Origin of the sequence: Brachybacterium sp. HMSC06H03 (assembly GCF_001807385.1) — a bacterium.
Taxonomy (GTDB): domain Bacteria; phylum Actinomycetota; class Actinomycetes; order Actinomycetales; family Dermabacteraceae; genus Brachybacterium; species Brachybacterium conglomeratum.
On the sequence record NZ_KV788931.1, the window covers coordinates 1 to 12,571 of the forward strand.

General features: G+C 74.2%; 10 protein-coding genes and 1 pseudogene. 1 reads left to right on the forward strand and 10 read right to left on the reverse strand.

The window, feature by feature from the left end; translation table 11 throughout:
• The coding region (locus tag HMPREF3159_RS14115; RefSeq protein WP_141748249.1) for an MFS transporter at window positions 1-636 on the forward strand (636 nt) is incomplete at its 5' end.
• A gap of 79 nt (window positions 637-715) precedes the next feature.
• On the opposite strand, the gene HMPREF3159_RS14120 is transcribed toward HMPREF3159_RS14115, so the two are convergent.
• The 10 genes and pseudogenes from HMPREF3159_RS14120 to HMPREF3159_RS14165 all read right to left on the reverse strand — a co-directional run.
• Window positions 716-2,380, reverse strand: coding sequence for an SLC13 family permease (locus tag HMPREF3159_RS14120; RefSeq protein ID WP_070501766.1), 1,665 nt, complete (start codon window positions 2,378-2,380; stop codon window positions 716-718).
• Between the two features lie 64 nt (window positions 2,381-2,444).
• Complete coding sequence (locus HMPREF3159_RS14125) at window positions 2,445-4,748, reverse strand: primosomal protein N' family DNA-binding protein (protein WP_083305965.1); 2,304 nt, start codon at window positions 4,746-4,748, stop codon at window positions 2,445-2,447.
• Window positions 4,718-5,101: an FKBP-type peptidyl-prolyl cis-trans isomerase gene (locus HMPREF3159_RS14130; protein WP_010551590.1), complete on the reverse strand. Its 384-nt coding sequence runs from the start codon at window positions 5,099-5,101 to the stop codon at window positions 4,718-4,720. Before HMPREF3159_RS14130 ends, HMPREF3159_RS14125 begins: the two co-directional genes overlap by 31 nt.
• A gap of 38 nt (window positions 5,102-5,139) precedes the next feature.
• Window positions 5,140-6,093, reverse strand: a complete 954-nt coding sequence (locus HMPREF3159_RS14135; RefSeq protein ID WP_070501767.1) for an FKBP-type peptidyl-prolyl cis-trans isomerase — start codon at window positions 6,091-6,093, stop codon at window positions 5,140-5,142.
• A gap of 124 nt (window positions 6,094-6,217) precedes the next feature.
• Window positions 6,218-7,621 (reverse strand): Pup--protein ligase, encoded by a 1,404-nt coding sequence (gene pafA, locus HMPREF3159_RS14140; protein ID WP_070501768.1) that lies wholly within the window; start codon window positions 7,619-7,621, stop codon window positions 6,218-6,220.
• 4 nt (window positions 7,622-7,625) lie between these two features.
• Complete coding sequence (locus tag HMPREF3159_RS14145; protein ID WP_062950838.1) at window positions 7,626-7,817, reverse strand: ubiquitin-like protein Pup; 192 nt, start codon at window positions 7,815-7,817, stop codon at window positions 7,626-7,628.
• A 28-nt stretch (window positions 7,818-7,845) separates the two neighbouring features.
• Window positions 7,846-9,480: a depupylase/deamidase Dop gene (dop, locus tag HMPREF3159_RS14150; protein ID WP_070501772.1), complete on the reverse strand. Its 1,635-nt coding sequence runs from the start codon at window positions 9,478-9,480 to the stop codon at window positions 7,846-7,848.
• Between the two features lie 38 nt (window positions 9,481-9,518).
• Complete coding sequence (gene arc / locus HMPREF3159_RS14155) at window positions 9,519-11,105, reverse strand: proteasome ATPase (protein ID WP_070501769.1); 1,587 nt, start codon at window positions 11,103-11,105, stop codon at window positions 9,519-9,521.
• A 52-nt stretch (window positions 11,106-11,157) separates the two neighbouring features.
• Window positions 11,158-12,231, reverse strand: coding sequence for a tRNA (adenine-N1)-methyltransferase (locus HMPREF3159_RS14160; protein WP_070501773.1), 1,074 nt, complete (start codon window positions 12,229-12,231; stop codon window positions 11,158-11,160).
• A gap of 43 nt (window positions 12,232-12,274) precedes the next feature.
• Window positions 12,275-12,571, reverse strand: a pseudogene (locus tag HMPREF3159_RS14165) (peptidase); the annotation flags it as partial.

The following is a 12,571-nucleotide window of genomic DNA, read 5'->3' on the forward strand; positions in this document are numbered from 1 at the left end:
CGGCGGCGGGCACCGGGCGGGGCCGTCCCGGGCGGACGGGCGGGCCGGCTGCTCGCCCCGCTGCGTGACCCGGGCCTGCTGGCGCTGCTGGCCTGCGCTTTCCTGCTGATGGGCGGCTTCGTCGCGGTCTACAACTATCTCGCCTTCCACCTCAGCGGTCCGCCCTACCTGCTGCCCGCCTCGCTGATCGGGCTGATGTTCCTCGCCTACCTGGGCGGCACCGCCTCGTCCCCGCTCGCGGGCCGGCTCGCGTCCCGGCACGGGCGCCTGCCCGTGATGCTGGGCGCGATGGCGGTGATGCTGCTGGGCCTGCTGCTGACGCTCGCCGCTCCCCTGCCGGTGCTGATCCTGGGCCTGGTGCTGATGACGGCGGGCTTCTTCGGCGCGCACTCGGTCGCCAGCGGCTGGGCGGGCACTCGCGTGCCCGGCGCACGGTCCCAGGCGACGGGGCTGTACAACCTCGCCTACTACGCGGGCTCGAGCGTGCTCGGCTGGGCGCTCGGCTTCGTGCTCGCCGGGGCCGGCTGGGGCGGGGTCGTCGCCGCAGTGGGCGCGGCGGTGGTGCTCGCGGGCCTCGTCTCCGCGGCGCTGCTGCGCGACGAGGACCGTCCCGTCGCGTCGGCCGGGAGCGCCTGAGCCCCCGCCCGCGGCGCCGTGGCCCCGCGGTCCGGGGTCGGGGCGCCGACGTCACCGCCCCGGGCGCGCCCGCCGCGGCTCAGTACACGAGAGAGAACACCCACACGGCGAGGGTCATGGTCGTGGCGGAGATCAGCACGATGCCGATCAGGTTCAGCCACAGCCCGGCCGCCGCCATCTGCGGGATCCGCACGTAGCCGGAGCCGTAGGCGATGGCGTTCGGCGGCGTTGCGACCGGCAGCATGAACGCGCAGGTAGCGGCCAGCGCCACCGGGATCGCCAGCAGCATCGGGTCCACGCCGATGCCGACGGCGACCGCGGTCGCGACCGGGAGGAAGGTCGCGGCGGTGGCGGTGTTCGAGGTGAGCTCGGTGAGGAAGAGGATCCCCGCGGCGACGAGCGCGACGATCAGCACCACGGGCAGGCCGCCGATCCCGGCGGTGACCTCGCCGATCCACTCGGTCAGGCCCGAGGAGCTGAACTGGGCGCTGAGCGCGAGACCGCCGCCGAACAGCAGCAGCACGCCCCAGGGCAGCTTCACCGCCGCGTCCCAGTCCAGCAGGCGCACCCCGCGGGCGGCGCCGGCGGGTAGCACGAACAGCAGCAGCGCGACGATCATGGCGATGCCCGCATCGCCGATGGGCGGGTCGCCGGCCCCGGTGATCTGCCAGATCAGGGGGATGAACACCCAGCTCAGCGCCGCGAGCACGAACACGGACAGCACGCGCACCTCGCCGGAGGAGATCCTCCCGAGTCCGCGTCGCTCCTCGCGGATCAGCTCCGCACCGCCGGGGATCTCGGAGATCTCGGGCGTGAACACGACCTTGGTGAGCAGCAGCCAGGCGATCAGCAGGAACACCACCGCGATCGGGGCGCCGACGACCATCCAGCGGCCGAAGCCGATCGTCACCCCGAACTCCTGGCTCATGTGGGCGGCGAGCAGGGCGTTGGGCGGGGTGCCGATGATGGTGGCGAGGGAGCCGATCGAGGCGGCGTAGGCGATGCCGAGCATCAGGGCGGTGCCGAAGTTGGAGCGCACAGCGGAGCTGGCGGTGCCGGCCGATCCCTCGGTCTCGAGGTCGGGGTCGACGCCCTCCCCCGGCTCCTCGCCCTTGCGGGCGGCGTCCTCGAGCCGCAGCCGGTTCACGAGCACCAGCACGGAGACGCCGATGGGCAGCATCATCACGGCGGTGGCGGTGTTCGAGACCCACATGGAGATGAATCCGGTGGCGATCATGAAGCCGAGGATCAGCAAGGCGGGGCTGGTGCCGATGGCGCCGACGATCGCCAGCGCGATGCGCTTGTGGAGGTTCCAGCGCTGCATGGCCAGGGCGAGCATGAACCCGCCCATGAACAGGAAGATGATGTTGTTGCCGTAGGAGGCGCCGACGTCGTCGAAGCCCACCTCGGGGTTCAGCACCGGGAACACCACCAGCGGGACCAGCGCGGTGGCGGGGATCGGCAGCGCCTCGGTCATCCACCACACGGCCATCAGCACCGCGGTCGCGGCGGTCAGCTTCGCGGCATGGGGGACGTCCGCGGGCATGACGAGGTAGATCAGGAGCGCGGCGACCAGGCCGACGGCGAGGCCGAGGCGGCGCACCAGCAGCGTCCGGTGGGTCTCGGCCGGGGCGCGCTCACCCTCGGAGACGTCCGAGCGTCCCTGCTGCGCGGTGCGCTTTTCGGGGTCGGCGGCGGGGTCCGGGGCGGGGTGGTCGGACGTCGGGGAGGCGTTCGAGGCCATGGTGGGGGTCCCTTCAGCGCATCGTCGCGGCGGCAGGCGGTGACCCAGAACACTAGCGGATCGTTCAGAACACGTCCGGCGGATCGAGGCGGACGCGCAGGGAGCCCCGGTCCTTGCGGGCGCTGCGGGCCGCGACGCCGGAGCGCAGCGCGGCGGCGAGCTCGCGGGAGCGGCGCGGCTCGATCCGCAGCACCGCACGGGCGCGTCCGGCCTGGTCGGGGCCCTCGAGGTCCACGGGACCGAGCACCTCGGTCCCGTCCGGCAGCTCGGTCGTCTCGAGGAAGCCGCGGCAGGCCTCCCGCTCCCCCACCACCTCGGCGACACGCCGGAACGGGGGCAGGTCCAGCTCGTGCCGGTCCTCCAGCACCCGGTCCAGGAACAGCGCGGAGCGGTGGGCGACGAGGTCGCGGATGGCGGGGAGGGTCGAGGTGCCGACGACGAGCACCTCGCCGCCCTCTTCCGCGGTGCGGACCAGGGAGATGGCGCCGCGCCAGCGGCGGACGGCCTCGACGTCGGCGTCGAAGGCGGCGCGGCCCAGCATCGCGTCGGCGTCGAGCAGCAGGCAGGCGCTGTACCGGCCGGGCGGGGCGGGCTCGGCGCCGGGAGTCGCCACCACGATCCCGTGCTCGGGCACGGCCTCGTCCTCGAGCGGGCCGTGGGCGCCGCCGGCGACCTTCAGCGGCGCGTCGGGGAAGGCGCGGTGGAGCTCCTCGGCGGTGCGCGTGGAGCCGATCACCATGGCGCGCACGTGGGTGCGGTCGCACTCGGGGCAGCGGTAGCCGTCCTCCCGTCGGCCGCAGACGGTGCAGTGCAGGGGCCCGTTCCGGCCGCGCTGCGACAGGGGCGCCGCGCACTCGGGGCAGCGGGCGCGGGTGCCGCAGAAGGTGCAGGCGATCGCGGGGGCGTAGCCGGTGCGCGGCACCTGGACGAGCACGGCCCCGGTCCTGAGGCCGTTGCGCAGCACGCGCATCGCCTCCTGCGGGAGGCGGGAGCGGCCGGAGGGGCCCTCGCGGTCGCGGAGGTACTGGTCCATGGCGACGATGCGGGGGCGGACCGCGGTGACGGGGGCGGGCACGGGATCGAGGCGGGCGAGATAGCCGGCGTCGGTGAGGGCGCGCATGGTGACCGACTCGCTCGCGGCGAGGAAGAGGAGGGCGCAGCGCTCCTCGGCGGAGCGGCACTGGAGCACGGTGCGGGTGTGCGGGTAGGGGGCGCGGGGCTCCTCGAGCAGATCGTCGGCCTCGTCCCAGCAGATCACGAGGGCGAGGTCCTGCACGGGGGCGAAGGCGGCGGAGCGGCTGCCGAGCACGACCCGGGTCGCGCCGCGCAGGATCCGGCGGAAGGTGCGATAGCGCTTCTCGGGTCCCTCGGTGCCGGCGAGGACCTCGTGGGCGATGCCCCGCTCCGTCAGGACGCGGGAGAGCCGGGCGACGTCGCGCTGATCGGGGGCGATGACGAGGGCGCCGCGGTCGGGGCCGAGCGCGGCGATCGACTCGGCCGCGATCGCGGTCCACGGGTCCACGGGGTCCAGCACGAGGGAGGCGCGGGGCACGGGGCCCTCCGCGCTCCCGGCGCGGGAGAGCAGGGCCGCCAGGCCCGGGTAGCGGTCCCCGTGGCGCGGTGCGGCGGGGGTATCGGGAGGCGCCGCGTCCCGGTCGTCGCCGTCCGACGCCGCCGGCTCCTCCGCCGACGCGGCCTCATCGGCCGGCGCGACCCCTGCGGTCGCCGCAGTCTCCTCGGAGGTCGCGGTGACCTCGTCCTCGGCAGGTGCTGGTGCGTCTGCGACCGCCTCCTTCTCCGCCGCGGCGCGGTCGGCCCTCTCGGCGCGGGCGTGACGGGGCGGGAGCGCGAGGCGCAGCACGTCGCCGACGGTGCCGGCGCTGCGCTCGGCGACGTCCTCGCACACCCGCATCATCGTGGGAGGGACGACGACGTCGTCGGAGACCAGGCGGTGCAGCGGGGCGAGGGCCCGGTCGGTGGTGGGCTCGGCGCGGCGCTCGAGCACGATCCCCTCGGTGTCCTTGCCGGAGAAGCGCACCCGCACCCGCATGCCCGGACCGGCCGCGGCGGTGTCGGGGGTGACCGCGTACTCGAAGGGACGGTCCAGGTGGGGCAGCACGCCGACGAGGCGCACGCTCGCGACCGGCAGCTCGCTCACGACCTCGAAGCCGGCGGTGGTGCGCAGGCCGGGACCCCGGACCGCATCGGGGCGGTCCGGGGAGGTGGTGGCGTTCTCCGCGGCGGCGGGGACGGAAGCGGCGGGGGCCGCGAAGAGGGGTGCCTGGCCGTCCGCCGGTCCCTCCTCGCGCTCCCCCGCCGCTCCGTGGGCGGTGCTGGTCAGCGCTTGTGCACCGCCACCAGGTCGCATACGAAGATCAGGGTCTCACCGGGGGCGATGACCGGCGGGGCGCCGCGATCGCCGTAGGCGAGGTGGGCGGGGATCTCGAGGCGGCGGCGGCCGCCGACCTTCATGCCCTGCACGCCCTGGTCCCAGCCGGTGATGACCTGGCCGACGCCGAGCTGGAAGCGCAGCGGCTCGCCGCGGTCCCAGGAGGCGTCGAACTGCTCGCCGGTGGAGTGGGAGACGCCGACGTAGTGGACGTCGACGACGTCGCCGCGGCCGGCCTCCTCGCCCTCGCCGAGGATCTCGTCGGTGCTGACGAGCTCGGTGGGTGCGGGGCCCTCGGGGGCGTCGATCTCGGGCTTGGTGCGATCGCTCATGCGATGTTCCTCCTGTGGTGGATGAGAGGGTGCAGGGGTCAGTCTGCCGTGTGGGCGGCGTCGAGGACGTCGACGACGAAGATCAGGGTCTCCCCGCCGAGCTCGTGCGCCTCGGCATCCTCCCCGTAGGCCTCGACGGCGGGGATCACGAGCATCACCTGGGAGCCGACCTTCAGGTCCAGCAGGTTCTCGTCCCAGCCCTGGATCACCATGCCCTGGCCCTGGACGAAGGAGAAGGGCGCATTGCGCTCCCAGGAGGAGTCGAAGGCGGAGCCGTCGGACCACTTCCAGCCGGAGTACTGCATGGTGAGGTAGTCGCCGGCGCGGGTTGTGTCGCCGGTGCCCTGGATCAGCAGCTCGCGGACGGTCTTCGCGGGCGGCTCGCCCTCGCCGGGGCCGGAGATGGACGGCACGCCGCTGTCGTCGAGGGACACCTCGGGATAGGTGCCGGAGGGCGAGCCGGCCGTGCCCTCCGCACGCAGCGGGGAGACGACCCGGTCCACGTCCGCGACCTGGAGCAGGGAGCGGGCCTGGCCGCTCGAGTCCTGCTGCCATCCGGCCATCACGAAGCGGGAGCCGACCGTGGTGGTGGTGAGCACGTCGAAGGCGGCCTGCCCGATCGAGTCGACCGTGACCTGCACGCCGCCCGCCGGAGCGCCCTGCCACCAGGACTGCAGCACCTCGCCGGAGCTCGCGTCGACGTAGAGGTCGCGCCAGATCACGGTGTCGCCGTCGGCGATGGTCGCGCCGTCGCCAGGGACCACGACCTGTGCCTGAGCCGCGGAGATCTCGAGCGGGGCGGTGAACTCGACCGTCGGCTCGGCGCCGAGGTCCTCGCTGACGGTCACGCCGGACAGGGCGTCGCCCCCGCCGTCCGAGGCACCGCCCGCGTCGGAGGCGTCGGAGCTGCTCCCGTCGTCGGTGCAGGCGGCGAGGCCGATGGCGGCGGTCGCGGCGAGGGCGGTGGTCAGCAACGTGCGGCGGCGGATCAATGGAGGACCTTTCGGATCGGCAGCCCGTGAGCGGGCACCGCACCAGGGTACGGGGCGCTCGGTGGGCGGAGCCTGGGGCAGGGAGTGGCTGTCGTCTCAGGCGGCATGCGCCCGACGGCGGTGCTCAGGCGAGCGGGGGCTCGGCGGGAGCGTCCTGCTCCCGGATCTCCGCCAGCAGGGCGTCGACGGCGGGCAGCTCGGTCGCGAAGGGGTCCATGACCTGCACCGGCATCGCGCCGCGGCGGGTGAGCCGCAGCGTGGTCCAGTCCACGACGTGGTCCACGCCGTGCTCCTGGGCCGCGGTGACCACCTGGCCGCGCAGGTGGGCGCGGGTGGTGGTCGGGGCGACGGTGCGGGCCCGCTCGATCCGCTCCTCGGGCAGGATCGCGGGGGCGAGGCCCCGTCGCTGCAGCGCGAAGAACACGCCGCGGGCGGGGTCGATGTCGTGATAGGCGAGGTCGAGCCGTTCGATCGCCGGGTCCTCGAGGTCGATGCCGCGACGCTCCCTCACCTGGGTGAACAGCCGCTCCTTGATCGCCCAGTCGAGGTTCTGCGCCGCCCAGGTCCGGTCCCCGGTGCGCACCGCGTCCAGGGCCTTCTGCCAGCTCTCGAGCACCTCGGTCTCCTCGCCCTCGGCGAGGTCGGCGACGTGGTCGAGCCAGCGCTGCTGCACCTCCAGCGCGCTGGTGGTGCCGCCGCCGGCGGTGGGCAGGGGTGCGGCGCCGGTAAGGTCGCGGGCCACGGCGCGGATCGCGGCGATGTCGTCGGCCAGGCCCAGCTCGGGCAGGGCCCTGCCCGATTCGATCGCGCGCAGCACCAGGTCGGTGGTCGCGAAGCGCAGGTGGGTGGAGACCTCGCTCATGGTCGAGTCGCCGACGATGACGTGGAGGCGGCGGTAGAGGTTCGCGTCCCCGTGCGGCTCGTCGCGGGTGTTGATGATGGGGCGGGTGCGGGTGGTGGCGGAGGAGACCGCCTCCCACATGTGGTCGCTGCGTCGGGAGAAGACGAACTGCGCGCCCGCTCCCTCGCCCGCCTCGCCCGGGACGGCGGGGGCGACGCCACCGGCGCCGGTGACGATCTGGCGGGTGACCAGGAAGGGCAGCAGGTAGCGGGGCAGGCGTGTGAACTCTCCGCGCCGGTCCACGAGGTAGTTCTCGTGGGAGCCGAAGGCGTTGCCGGCGGAGTCGACGTTGTTCTTCAGCAGGTGGATGCGGGCGTCCTGGCCGGCCTCGGCCAGGCGCGCATCGGCCTGGGCGGTGAGCTCGGCGAAGATCCGCTCCCCGGCCCGCTCCTGGGCCACCAGGTCCCACCAGTCGTCGCACTCGGCGGTCGCGTACTCCGGGTGGGAGCCGACGTCGAGATAGAGCCGCGCGGCGTTGCGGAGGAAGACGTTCGAGGAGCGGCCCATCGCGACGACCGGACGGAACAGCTCCCTCGCCGCCTCCTCCGGCTCGAGGGCGCGGCTGCCGTCGGCGCGCACGCACACGAGCCCGAACTCGGTCTCCAGACCTCCCACTCGGCGCTTCATCGGGTCACTGGCCTCCCTTCTGCACGAAGGAGCGCACGAAGGTCTCGGCGTTGGACTCGAGGACGGAGTCGATCTCGTCGAGCAGGTCGTCGGTGCCCTGCACGGAGGCGAAGGTCTGGCCTCCGGTCAGCGCCTCGTCGTCGGGCGCGTTCTCGTCGGGGCCGCCGCCGGGGGCGTTCAGGGACTGCTGGGACATGGCGTCCTCCTTCAGGGGTGCGGGTGGGTCAGGATGCGGTGACGGCCCGGCGCAGCGCGTCGAGCACGTCGTCGAGGTCGGAGTCGGGGTCGATGCCGTGGAGGGCGCACCACTCGGCGCTGCCCAGGCGCGGGTCGGCCAGGCGCAGCCGGTGGCCGCCCGTGGGGCCCGCGACGGTGATCGCGTCCCAGCCGGCGGAGGGGACGTGCGGGCCGTGCGCGGAGATCAGCCCGCCGCGCAGGTGGGCGCGGGTGCTGGTCGGGGCGGTGGTGATCGCGGCCTCGACCTCGTCGGCGCCCACGAGGGTGCCGACGGCGCCGGCGGCGCGGAGCCTGTCGAACAGGCCCTTGCCGGGGCGGAGGTCGGAGTACTGCAGGTCGACCATGGCCAGTCGCGGATCGGACCAGTCGAGGCCGTGCCGGGCGCGGTAGCGCTCGAGCAGGGAGAGCTTGGCGACCCATTCGACGCGGGAGGCGGCGCGCATCGGGTCCTCCACGAGGAGGTCGAGGATCTCGCCCCAGGCGCGGAGCACCTGCGCGGTCTCCTCGTCGGCCGCATCGGCCGCGGCGGAGAGCGCCTCGAGGTGGGCGCGCTGGATCTCGAGGGCGGTGAGCTCGCGCCCGTCCGCGAGCGGGACCGTCGCCCGCAGGCTCGGGTCGTGGCTGATCGTGCGCACGGCGGCCACCGGGTCGGCCAGCGCCAGGTCCGGCAGGATCCGCCGCCCGGTGCGGTGCTCCGCCTCGAGCGCGGCGAGGACGAGGGAGGTGGTGCCGAGCTTGAGGAAGGTGGACTCCTCGAGCAGGTTCGCGTCCCCGATGATCACGTGGAGGCGGCGGAAGCGGCCCGGGTCCGAGTGCGGCTCGTCGCGGGTGTTGATGATCGGGCGGTTCAGGGTGGTCTCGAGCCCGACCTCCGCCTCCATGAAGTCGGCGCGGGAGGAGAGCTGGAAGCCGGGCTCCTGCCCGCGGGTGCCGAGGCCGACGCGGCCCGCGCCGACCAGCACCTGCCGGGTAGCGAAGAAGGGCAGCAGCGCCTCGACGATCCGCTCGAAGGGCACGTCCCGGTCCACGAGGTAGTTCTCGTGGGTGCCGTAGGAGGCGCCCTTGCCGTCGGTGTTGTTCTTGTACAGGGCGACCTCGGGGATCCCCTCGGCGCCGGCGAGGATGCCCATCGCCCGCCGGGCGATCTCCTCCCCTGCCCGGTCCACGACGACTGCCTCGCGGGCGCGCAGGACCTCCGGGGCGGAGTACTCGGGATGGGCGTGGTCGACGTACCAGCGGGCGCCGTTGCGCAGCACCGCGTTGCCGATCGAGCGCTGCGAGGCCCAGGCGAGGACCTCGGCGTCATCGCCCTCGGGCGCGACGTCCGGGCCCGTCACGGGCGCGTCGAGCTCGACGCTCGGCACGTGTGCGTCGCGCACCTCGTCCGTCAGCTGGGTGGGATGGGCGGCGGCGCGCTGCATCTCGAAGCCGCGCGCGTCCCGCAGCGGGGTCTCGTCGCCGTAGTCCCAGCGCACGCGCCGGCCGCGCTCCCCCTCGGCGGGGTCGAGCAGGGCGTAGGCGCCGACGACGAGATGGGACAGCAGGATCGAGCTGCTGGCCCCGGCGCGAGCGCGGTCCTCGACGTCGGCGTGCAGCACGCCGAACTCGGTCTCGATGCCCATCACCCGCTCGGTGGTGAGGGCGGGCCGGTTCTGCTCGGTCACGCGGAGACCTCCTCGGTGGCGGCGACGGCGTCCTCGGGCCGGCCGCGGTCCTGCAGCGGGACCACGGCCTCGACCCGGCGGCGGGAGCGGCCGGGAAGTCCGGTCACCCGCGCCCAGTCCTCGGCGTGGGCGGCCGAGGGCATGTCCTCGTTCTCCGCGAACTCGACCCGGATCGCCTCGGTCAGGTGCTCGGAGGCGACGCCGACCTCGCCCGTGGCGATCTGGTCCTTCACGGCGAGCTTCTTCGCCCGGTCCACGATGTTGCGCAGCGTCGCCCCGGAGACGAAGTCGCGGAAGTGGAGGGTGTCGTGGCCGCCGTCGGCGTACTCCACGCGCACGTAGGCGGTGGCGGGGCCCTCGGCGTAGATCTCGCGCACGGCGAGGTCCAGCAGCGCCTCGCGGTCCTCCCGCACGGGCACCTCCTCGCCGAGGTACAGGCCGAGGATCTCCCGTCCGGCACGGGCGTTCGGGCGGCGCACCCGGATCTTCACGTCCAGGCGGCCGGGCCGCAGGATCGCCGGGTCGATCATGTCCTCGCGGTTCGAGGCGCCGATGACGATCACGTTGTCCAGGCCCTCGACGCCGTCGATCTCGGCGAGCAGCTGGGGCACGATCGTGGTCTCGACGTCGCTGGACGTGCCGGTGCCGCGGGTGCGGAACAGCGCCTCCATCTCGTCGAAGAAGATCACCACGGGGTGGTCGGCGGCGGCCTTCTCCCGCGCCCGCTCGAACACCAGGCGGATCGACCGCTCGGTCTCGCCGACGTACTTGTTCAGCAGCTCGGGGCCCTTGACGTTGAGGAAGGCGGAGTTCGCCAGCGCGTCGTCCACGCTCACCCCGCGCACCTCGGCGCTGCGCAGCACGAGCTCGTGCGCGACGGCCTTCGCGATCATGGTCTTGCCGCAGCCGGGCGGGCCGTAGAGCAGCACGCCCTGCGGGGGCCGCAGCCCGTAGGTGCGGTAGAGGTCCTGCTGCAGGAAGGGCAGCTCGACCGCGTCGCGGATCGCCTCGATCTGCTCGCCGAGCCCGCCGATCTCGTCGAAGGACACCTCCGGCACCTGCTCGAGCACGAGGTCGGTGATCTCGGCGCGGTCGATCCGCTCGAGCACGAGCTGGCTGCGCAGGTCCACGAGCACGTGGTCACCGGGGTGGAGGGTCTCCTCGGCGAGGGCGCCCGCGCGGCGCAGCACGCGGGTGTCGTCGGGTGCGACCGCGACGAGGACGCGCGAGTCGGCGAGGGCCTCGACGACGGGCACGACGTTGCCGGAGTCGCCCTGCGGCACCGCCTCGACCGCGGCGAGGGCCTCGTTCAGGCGCAGCTCGGTGCCGGGGGTGAGGGCGTCGAGGTCGAGGCTCGCGGCGGTCGCGACGCGCAGTCGTCGGCCGTTGTGGAGCACGTCGATGGTGGTGCCCTCGCAGCGGCGCAGGAAGGTGGCGTAGGAGTTCGGCGGGTCCCCCACCCGCTCGAGGTCGTTCTTGAGCTCGACGATCTGGGCGCGGGCGGAGCGCAGCCCGCTGACCAGTCGCTCGTTGTGGGCGGCGAGCTTCTCGAGCTCTGCGGTCATCTCCGCGTAGGTCTTCATCGTCGTCTCCTCCCCGTGGGGCGGGCTCCTCGGTGGTCTGTGATGGTGCGGCTCAGCGGTCCCGGCCCTGGCGGATGTCGCGCAGGGCGCGCTTGAGCTTGCGGGGTGCGACGCCGCGCTCGCCGACGTCCTGGGCGGTCCACTCGCCCGAGCCGCCGCCGAAGCCCTCGTTGTCGGGGTGGTTCAGCTCCTCCTCGTCGCGGGAGCCGGGCGCGGGCCGGGTCGCGCGGCGCAGCGCCTCGGTGCCGTGGGCGGTGCGGCGGGCGGTGAGCAGGAAGCCGGTGTGAGCGTTCATGCGGTGCTCGGGGCGCACGGCGAGGCCCTCGAGATGCCAGGGACGCACGAAGGACTCCCAGGCGTGGGGCTCGGTGAACTCGCCGTGGTCGCGCAGCGCCTCCGCGGTGCGGGAGAGCTGGGTGACGGTGGCGACGTAGGCGAGGAACACGCCGCCGGAGACGAGCACGTTCGCGGCGGCCTCCACGCACTCCCAGGGGGCGAGCATGTCCAGGACCACGCGGTCCACCGCGGCGGTGCCGAGGGTGGGGGCGACGTCCTGGAAGTCGCCGACGGTGAGGTCCCAGCGCGGGTGCAGCGCCTCCTCCTCGAGCCCGAAGAAGGTGCCGACGTTCTCGCGGGCGACCTCGGCGAAGTCCTCGCGACGCTCGATGGAGTGGACGGAGCCCTCGGGGCCGACGGCGCGCAGCAGCGCGGTGGTCAGCCCTCCTGAGCCGACGCCGGCCTCGAGCACGCGCGCCCCGGGGAAGATGTCGCCCCACATGAGGATCTGCGCGGAGTCCTTGGGGTAGATGATCGCGGCGCCGCGCGGCATGGCGAGCATGTAGTCGGCGTACAGGGGCCGCAGCGCCTGGTAGCGGATGCCGTGGCTGTTCTCGACGACCGTGCCGTCCTCGGCGCCGATCAGCTGGTCGTGGTGGAGCACGCCGCGGTGGGAGTGGAACTGCCCGCCCGGCTTCAAGGTGATGGTGTGCAGGCGGTTCTTGGAGTCCGCGAGCTGGACCTTGTCGCCGAGGGCGAAGGGTCCGGTGCGGTCGAGGCCGCGACGGGGCGCGCGGGGCGCGGGGCCCGATGCCGTGTCGTCGGCAGCGGGCGGCGGCTGAGAAGTCATGCTCTCCAGCATAGGGCCGGATCCGCGCGGTGACCGGGCCTGTTCACCGTCCGCGCAGAAGCGAGTTCACGTCGGCGCTGAGGATCACGCCCCGGGGCCGCCCGTCGGGGTCGACCACGAGGTAGACCGGCGCGGGGCGCGCGAGCATCGCGGAGACCAGCTCCTCGCCGCCGAGGCCCGTGCGCAGCGCGACCACGTCCCCGACGGGCTCGGCGACGGCGGAGGCGGGGACCTGCTCGCGGTGCTTCGGCGGGACCGCGGCGACCGCCTGCCCCTGGAGGCGCAGCGCCCGGCCGACGGTGCCGGGGCGCGGGGACGCGGGGTCCAGCAGCAGCACCTG

Coding starts and splice junctions, on each gene's coding strand:
- HMPREF3159_RS14120 (WP_070501766.1), bottom strand. CDS start 2,380: ATGGCCTCGAACGCCTCCCCGACGTCCGACCACCCCGCCCCGGACCCC.
- HMPREF3159_RS14125 (WP_083305965.1), bottom strand. CDS start 4,748: ATGCGACCTGGTGGCGGTGCACAAGCGCTGACCAGCACCGCCCACGGA.
- HMPREF3159_RS14130 (WP_010551590.1), bottom strand. CDS start 5,101: ATGAGCGATCGCACCAAGCCCGAGATCGACGCCCCCGAGGGCCCCGCA.
- pafA (WP_070501768.1), bottom strand. CDS start 7,621: ATGAAGCGCCGAGTGGGAGGTCTGGAGACCGAGTTCGGGCTCGTGTGC.
- HMPREF3159_RS14145 (WP_062950838.1), bottom strand. CDS start 7,817: ATGTCCCAGCAGTCCCTGAACGCCCCCGGCGGCGGCCCCGACGAGAAC.
- dop (WP_070501772.1), bottom strand. CDS start 9,480: ATGGGCATCGAGACCGAGTTCGGCGTGCTGCACGCCGACGTCGAGGAC.
- arc (WP_070501769.1), bottom strand. CDS start 11,105: ATGAAGACCTACGCGGAGATGACCGCAGAGCTCGAGAAGCTCGCCGCC.
- HMPREF3159_RS14160 (WP_070501773.1), bottom strand. CDS start 12,231: ATGACTTCTCAGCCGCCGCCCGCTGCCGACGACACGGCATCGGGCCCC.